The sequence below is a fragment of the Parafilimonas sp. genome (assembly GCF_051953455.1).
Taxonomy (GTDB): domain Bacteria; phylum Bacteroidota; class Bacteroidia; order Chitinophagales; family Chitinophagaceae; genus Parafilimonas.
In genome coordinates this window covers 1-6,921 of the sequence record NZ_JBQCIT010000033.1, presented here as the reverse complement: position 1 = coordinate 6,921, position 6,921 = coordinate 1, and the positions used below count along the sequence as shown (strand labels likewise).

Here is a 6,921-nt window from a genome sequence, read left to right as displayed (position 1 = left end):
AGTCCCGGTAAGATAAATATTACATTAAATGACGCTAACGCACAAACCAACAGCAAAGACATTGCTTTTATATTACCCGGTATTACAACTATAAATTCGCCCGATCTTGCTGCGTTAGGTAACGTAAGGTTTGTTGGCAATTTTGCAGGAACGTTAAACGAGTTTAAGGCAAAAGGCACACTCGCCAGCGCTTTGGGCGGGGTATATACAGACGTGTCTTTATCTTTCCCTCAAAAGGCAGAACCATTTTACAAAGGTGTTATTCAAACCACGCAATTCAACCTGGGTAAATTTTTATCTGTAGCTGATCTTGGTAATGTTACTTTCAATGGTAATATCTCCGGCAGAAGTTTTAATCTTTCTAAAATATCCACAAAGCTTAATGGTGATTTCAGTTCCTTAACCTTTAAAGAGTATAACTATAAAAATTTAAGTTTTGATGGTGAGATAAAACAACGCAATTTCCAGGGAGAATTTATTGCTTCTGATACTAATTTCAATTTCACCAGTAATATAGCAATAGACCTTAATGGCGAAGCACCGTCGTTTAATATCCTGGGTGACCTTGTAAATGCTAATCTCCGTGCTTTAAATTTATCAAAAGACAGCGTTGTAGTTGCAGGGTTATTCGATATGAATTTTCAGGGCCATAACATTGATGACTTTCTTGGCTTCGCCAAAATACTAAATGCGTCTGTGAAACATAATGACCAACAGTTGTACCTGGATTCAATAACCTTATCCACTGCGCTCGATTCAAACAATGTAAAAGTGCTGAAGCTCGAAAGCCGGGAAATGGTAGCATCAGTGGAAGGGCAATACAAAATATTGCAGCTGCCACAAAACTTCCAGGCTATTCTTAACCGTTATTATCCTTCGCTTATCAACCCGCCAAAAACGGAATTAAGCAATCAGAATTTTAATGTGTCTGTCCGCACCGGCGATTTTGAAAACTATGCCAAAATACTCGACTCTAATTTCTCAGGTTTTAATGATGTGCTTTTAACCGGCAGCATTACCACCGTCAACGGGAAGCATTTTAATTTTGATATAAATGTTCCCGCTGCGAAATATAAAAACCTGTCGCTGGAAGATGCGAGGTTTACGGGCGACGGCGATGAAGACAGCTTGTTGCTTGCTGGTAATATTGGAAGATTTTATGTAAGCGACAGCATGTATTTTCCGAATACGAAAATATCAATCAATTCTGCCAATGATTTATCGCATGTAATTATAGCCACAAGCGCCAACACAACGCTGAATGATGCGCAGTTAGATGCTGATGTGCGCACTTTGCCTGAAGGTGTTAGCATCACTTTCCATCCTTCAAGTTTTGTTTTGAATAATAAAAAATGGAATCTTCAAAACCAGGGCGAAGTGGTAATTAAAAGAAATTTTTCTTCTGCAAAGAATATGAAATTTACGCAGGGGTTCCAGGAAATTTCCATTGAATCTGTGCCCGATGAAACCGGCACTTCCAATGCACTTGCAGTAAAACTGAAAGATGTTGATATTGGCGACATCATGCCGTTGTTTGTTACAAACCCGTTAATGGAAGGCATTGCAAACGGTAATATTTTTTTCAGGGATATTTATACCAAACTTATAGCCGACGGGCAAATACACTTAACACAATTCAGGCTAAACAATGATTCAATAGGGCTTGTTGATCTTTCAACAAAGTATAACGCTGATATTGGAAAGATTATATTCAACATAAAATCAAACAATGAAAATTTTGTGCTGAACAGTGATGGCGTTTACGACCTGAAAGACTCAACCAATAAACCACTTGCAACCACCATGCACCTGGATCATGCAAAGATTGGGATCCTTAACAGTTTTCTCGGAACCATATTCGATGATATTACAGGGCTTGCAACAGGCACCATACATCTTAACGGCAGTTTTAAAGACCTGCATTTAACAGGTAAAGCGCATCTTGACAGCGGTGCACTTACGGTAAAATATACGCAGGTGCGTTATTTTATTCCTTCCGCAGATTTTGTGTTTTATGATGACAGGCTCGACTTTGGCAGTTTCATTATTAAAGATAAATTCGGTAATACCGGTAAAGTAACTGGTGTATTGAATGAAACGGCTTTTAAAAATAACCGCTATGCATTTAATATGTTAACGGATAACCTGCTGCTGCTTGATACAAAGGCAAAAGATAATCCCTTGTTTTATGGCAATGTTATAGGTAAAGCAAATTTAATATTGAACGGCCCGCAGGAAAATATGCAGATGTCAATCTCCGGCGAGCCCACTGAGGCTTCGCATGTATTTATTCAAACCAATACGAGTAAGAAAAGTGCCGATGCTGATTTCATTGTATTTAAGCAATATGGCGAGCAGCCAAAAACAGATACAACGGCAATAACCAATCTTAATATAAGTCTTGATCTTACCGCCAATAATAAGGTAACCATGTCTGTAATCCTTGATGAAATGACAGGCGATATTATTGAAGCTACCGGCAATGGCAGAATGCTTATTAAAGTGCCTGCAACGGGCGATGTATCAATGAATGGGCGTTATAATATTGAACAGGGAAATTATAATTTCAATTTTCAGTCATTGGTAAAAAAACCTTTTGAATTATTGCCCGATCAAAACAGCCATATAGAATGGAACGGCGATCCATACAATGCTACTATAAATATTACGGCGAGATATACGGCTAAAAATGTTTCTGTAAGCGATCTTGTAAATAACTCAGGTTTTCTTCTTGATCAAAGTATATCCGGTTACAGGGGAGATGTATATGTGATTGCCGACCTCGCTGGAAAGCTTACGCAGCCGCAAATTAAATTCAGGCTTGATTTTCCCGAGGGCAGCGCCATACGTTCCAATGATAATTTCAACAGGCTGCTTGCCAAAATGGAAAGCGATGAAAACGAAATGCTGAAGCAGGTTACATGGCTGATTGTATTTGATTCTTTCTCGCCTTACGGAGAAATTTCAGGCAGCCAAACTTTTGTTCAATCAACAGCCTATAATACAATTTCGCAAAAAGTTGCCAGCGTATTAAACAGTAAAATTTCCGACCTGCTATATAATCTTACCGGCGACCGTACTTTGCATTTTGATGTGGGCGCTAAAACTTACAGCAGCTATAGCATTAATGGTGCCTCTTCGTCGGGCAATACATTAGACAGGACTGCGGTTGAATTAAAGCTTAATAAAAGCCTTTTAAATAACAAGCTTATAATAACGTTTGGCGGTGATCTCGATTTTAATGTAAGCGGCGCAGCAGCAGCTACTGCAACCAATAATAATTTACAATGGCTGCCGGATATTTCAGTTCAGATTATTCTTTCCAGAGATAGAAAACTGCGGGCCATTGTTTTTAACCACAGCAGCCTTGGCGCCACCAACACGGGTACGATAGGCCGTGTTACAAGACAGGGCATCAGCATTTCCTATACACGGGATTTTGATAAGCTTTTTGGCAAAAACAATAATGATAGTTTCTTTACAGCGCCTTCAATTACAGATACAGTATTACGCAGGCCAAAGCACCGCAATGAACAGGGCAAGCCTGGCGTAAAACGTTAAACTCATAATACTTACATTTGCCGCATGGACAACTTTGCCGCACATACCCTACCGGAAGACATGCTTTCGTATGAAGGCTTTCGCAATGCGGTGCTCGAAGATTACCGCATTGTTGTTGAAAGCCGCGAAACAAGTTTGTTTGGCCGTAAAGAAGTATTAACCGGTAAAGCCAAGTTTGGCATTTTTGGCGATGGAAAAGAAGTGGCGCAGGTGGCGCTGTCTAAATTTTTTCAGCCCGGTGATTTTCGTTCAGGATATTACCGCGATCAAACCTGGATGTTTGCTTCAGGCATTGGAACCATTCAGCAGTTCTTTGCACAGATGTATGCTGATCCAAACAAAGAACACGATCCTTTCAGCGCCGGCAGGCAAATGGTGAGCCATTATGCAACAGCCAATACGGATGAAAATGGTGAATGGGTTAATCTTGCTGCACAAAAAAATGTTGCGGCGGATATGGCTCCAACCGCAGCGCAAATGCCGCGCAGCGTGGGCCTTGCACTTGCCTCTAAATTATTCCGCAATAGTAAAACATTAAAACCCCTCACGAACCTTTCCAATAATGGTAATGAAATTTGTTTTTGCACCATAGGCGATGCTTCTACTTCGGAAGGGCATTTCTGGGAAGCCGTAAATGCAGCCGGTGTTATGCAAATACCATTGGCCATATTTGTTTGGGATGATGGATATGGCATATCTGTTTCAAAAGAAAATCAAACTACCAAGGGCTCCATTTCAGCCGCGCTGAAAGGCTTGCAGAAAAGACCGGATACAAACGGCATTGATATTTATACTGTAAAAGGCTGGGACTATGCAGGCTTGTGCGAAATATTTGAAAATGGTATTAATAAAATAAGGGAAACACATATACCTGCTGTTTTTCATGTGGAAGAATTAACGCAGCCACAGGGCCATTCCACATCAGGCAGCCATGAGCGGTATAAAACGCCTGAGCGTTTGCAATGGGAGCGGGACTGGGATTGTGTAAAGAAAATGCGCGAATGGATAATTGAAAACAGTATTGCCACCAGCGAAGAATTATTTGAAATTGAAATTGAAGCCAAAAAGAAAGTACAGCAAAGCCGTAATAGTGCATGGAAAGAATATATTCAGCCGATAAGAGAACAGGCGGCAAAGGCAATTGAATTAATCCAGGCGATTACTGTAAATGATATAGACAGGCACGGGCAGTTACAGGCGTTAATAAAACAATTGCAGCAAAATACCGAGCCTTTGCGCAAAGATGTGATGAAGGCTGTTGCCGCCGCTGCACTTATTGCAAAAAATTATCCCGGCCACAGTGATTTGCTTGATTACTATAACCAGTTAAAAGATTTAAACAAATCCCTTTACGGCAGTTTTTTATATAATGAAGGCGTAAAAGCTGCTGTAAAAGTAAAAGAGGTCAAGCCTGAATATGGCATTAAGCCAACCATTGCAAATGGTTATGAAATATTGAATAAATATTTCGACCAGTTATTAAGCAATGATCCGCGTGTGGTGGCATTTGGAGAAGATGTTGGATTGATTGGTGATGTAAACCAGGCATTCGCAGGGTTGCAGTTAAAGTATGGCGATGACAGGGTTTTTGATACGGGCATCAGGGAGCTGACTATAATTGGCCAGGGCACAGGCCTTGCATTAAGAGGCCTGCGGCCCATAGCAGAAATACAGTATCTCGATTATCTGGTATATGGATTGGAACAGCTTACAGATGATGTGGCTTCGCTCCACTACAGAACGAATGGTTTAATGAGCTGCCCGCTTATCGTACGCACACGCGGACACAGGCTGGAGGGTATCTGGCACAGCGGTTCGCCAATGGGCATGGTTATTAATTCCCTGCGTGGAATGTATGTATGTGTACCGCGCAATATGACGCAGGCCGCAGGTATGTATAACACTTTATTGCAAAGCAACGATCCTGCAATTGTAGTAGAAAGCTTAAATGGTTACCGCTTAAAAGAAAAGCTTCCTCTAAACCTGCTCGATTTCAGGGTGCCAATGGGTATTCCCGAAATACTAAAGGAAGGAGACGATGTAACCATTGTTTCTTATGGTTCCGTTTTGCGCATTATTATGGATGCAGCAGCAAAACTTGAAAAGGAAAAAATAAGTTGCGAGGTGATTGATGTACAAACTTTATTGCCTTTTGATACAGAACATTCAATTGTTGAATCCCTTAAAAAAACAAACCGTATTATTTTTATTGATGAAGACGTGCCTGGTGGCGCTGCTGCTTTCATGTTTAATAAAGTAATAGAAGAACAGCAGGGTTACCGTTACCTGGATGCTGCTCCGAAAACCTTAACAGGAAAAGAACACAGGCCTTCTTATGGCAGTGATGGCGATTATTTCAGTAAACCCAATGCAGAAGAAATTTATGAAGCTGTTATAGCCTTAATGGCAGAATAAATTATCTGCCGCAAATATTTTTTATAAAGATCTTCCAACAGTTTATATGCGCCAGTTTTGGCTGCATATTTAATTTTTTTAATCTGAAAATTTATTTTAATTCCCTTACATTCACAGTACTAAAAAAATAATGCTATGATCAAACTAATGGTAATTGGCAATCTTGGCAAAGACTGCATAGTAAACACGGTAAATGGAAAAAACGTTATAAATTTCAATGTTGCACATACAGAAAAATTTAAAGATAGCACCGGCGCACAAAGGGAAAAAACAACCTGGGTTGAATGCGCTTACTGGACCGACCGTACCGGCATTGCACCCTATTTAAAAAAAGGAACGCAGGTGTATGCAGAAGGGACGCCTGAAGTGCGTACCTATCAAACAAATGATGGAAAAAGCGGCGCTTCGCTGAGCCTGCGTGTGCAAAGCGTTCAACTGCTTGGTTCACGCGCTGATGGATTAAATGCGGGAGGCCAGCCGCAGGAAAGATCCTATCAAACATCAAACGGCAGCAGTTATGCAAATAATACAGCGCAGGGCAGTAATGATGATATGAGTAATGCCGGTGATGACCTTCCATTTTAATAAAAGAAACGAATAAAAAAAGAGGCGGATAATTCCGCCTCTTTTTATTTGTATAACTTATTTAATTGAGTAGCCTAATCCTTAGTCTCCTTTCCAATTCCATGATAAATAAAGCCAAGCCTTTTCATTTCTTCGTTGTTGTAAATATTACGGCCGTCAAACATAACCCTGCCTTTCATTTTCTTTATAATTGAATCCCAATCCGGCAGGCGGAATTCAGGCCATTCCGTTACCAGAATAATCGCATCTGCATTTTCAGCTGCGGCTGTTTCGTCTTTCTTTAAGGAAGCTTTGCCATGTAACAAATGCTCTGCCTCTTTCATGGCAACCGGATCATATGCCTGTACTTTGGCACCGGCT

4 protein-coding genes are annotated in these 6,921 nt (G+C 40.6%); 3 read left to right on the top strand and 1 reads right to left on the bottom strand.

Features of this window, described 5'->3' with window-relative positions; all coding sequences use genetic code 11:
- The 3 genes from ACTHN6_RS13420 to ACTHN6_RS13410 form a co-directional block, all read left to right on the top strand.
- Window positions 1-3,561 (top strand): translocation/assembly module TamB domain-containing protein (locus ACTHN6_RS13420; RefSeq protein WP_440436282.1); only part of this gene is annotated, 3,561 nt, incomplete at its 5' end.
- 24 nt (window positions 3,562-3,585) lie between these two features.
- Window positions 3,586-5,976 carry an alpha-ketoacid dehydrogenase subunit alpha/beta gene (locus ACTHN6_RS13415; RefSeq protein ID WP_440436281.1) on the top strand — a complete coding sequence of 797 codons (2,391 nt, stop codon included), beginning with the start codon at window positions 3,586-3,588 and terminating at the stop codon, window positions 5,974-5,976.
- A gap of 135 nt (window positions 5,977-6,111) precedes the next feature.
- The gene (locus tag ACTHN6_RS13410; RefSeq protein WP_090659419.1) at window positions 6,112-6,561 is read left to right on the top strand and encodes a single-stranded DNA-binding protein; all 450 of its coding nucleotides are present in this window, start codon (window positions 6,112-6,114) and stop codon (window positions 6,559-6,561) included.
- Between the two features lie 74 nt (window positions 6,562-6,635).
- On the opposite strand, the gene ACTHN6_RS13405 is transcribed toward ACTHN6_RS13410, so the two are convergent.
- Window positions 6,636-6,921, bottom strand: a 286-nt coding sequence (locus ACTHN6_RS13405) for a UDP binding domain-containing protein (protein ID WP_440436280.1), incomplete at its 5' end; no start/stop codon positions are given.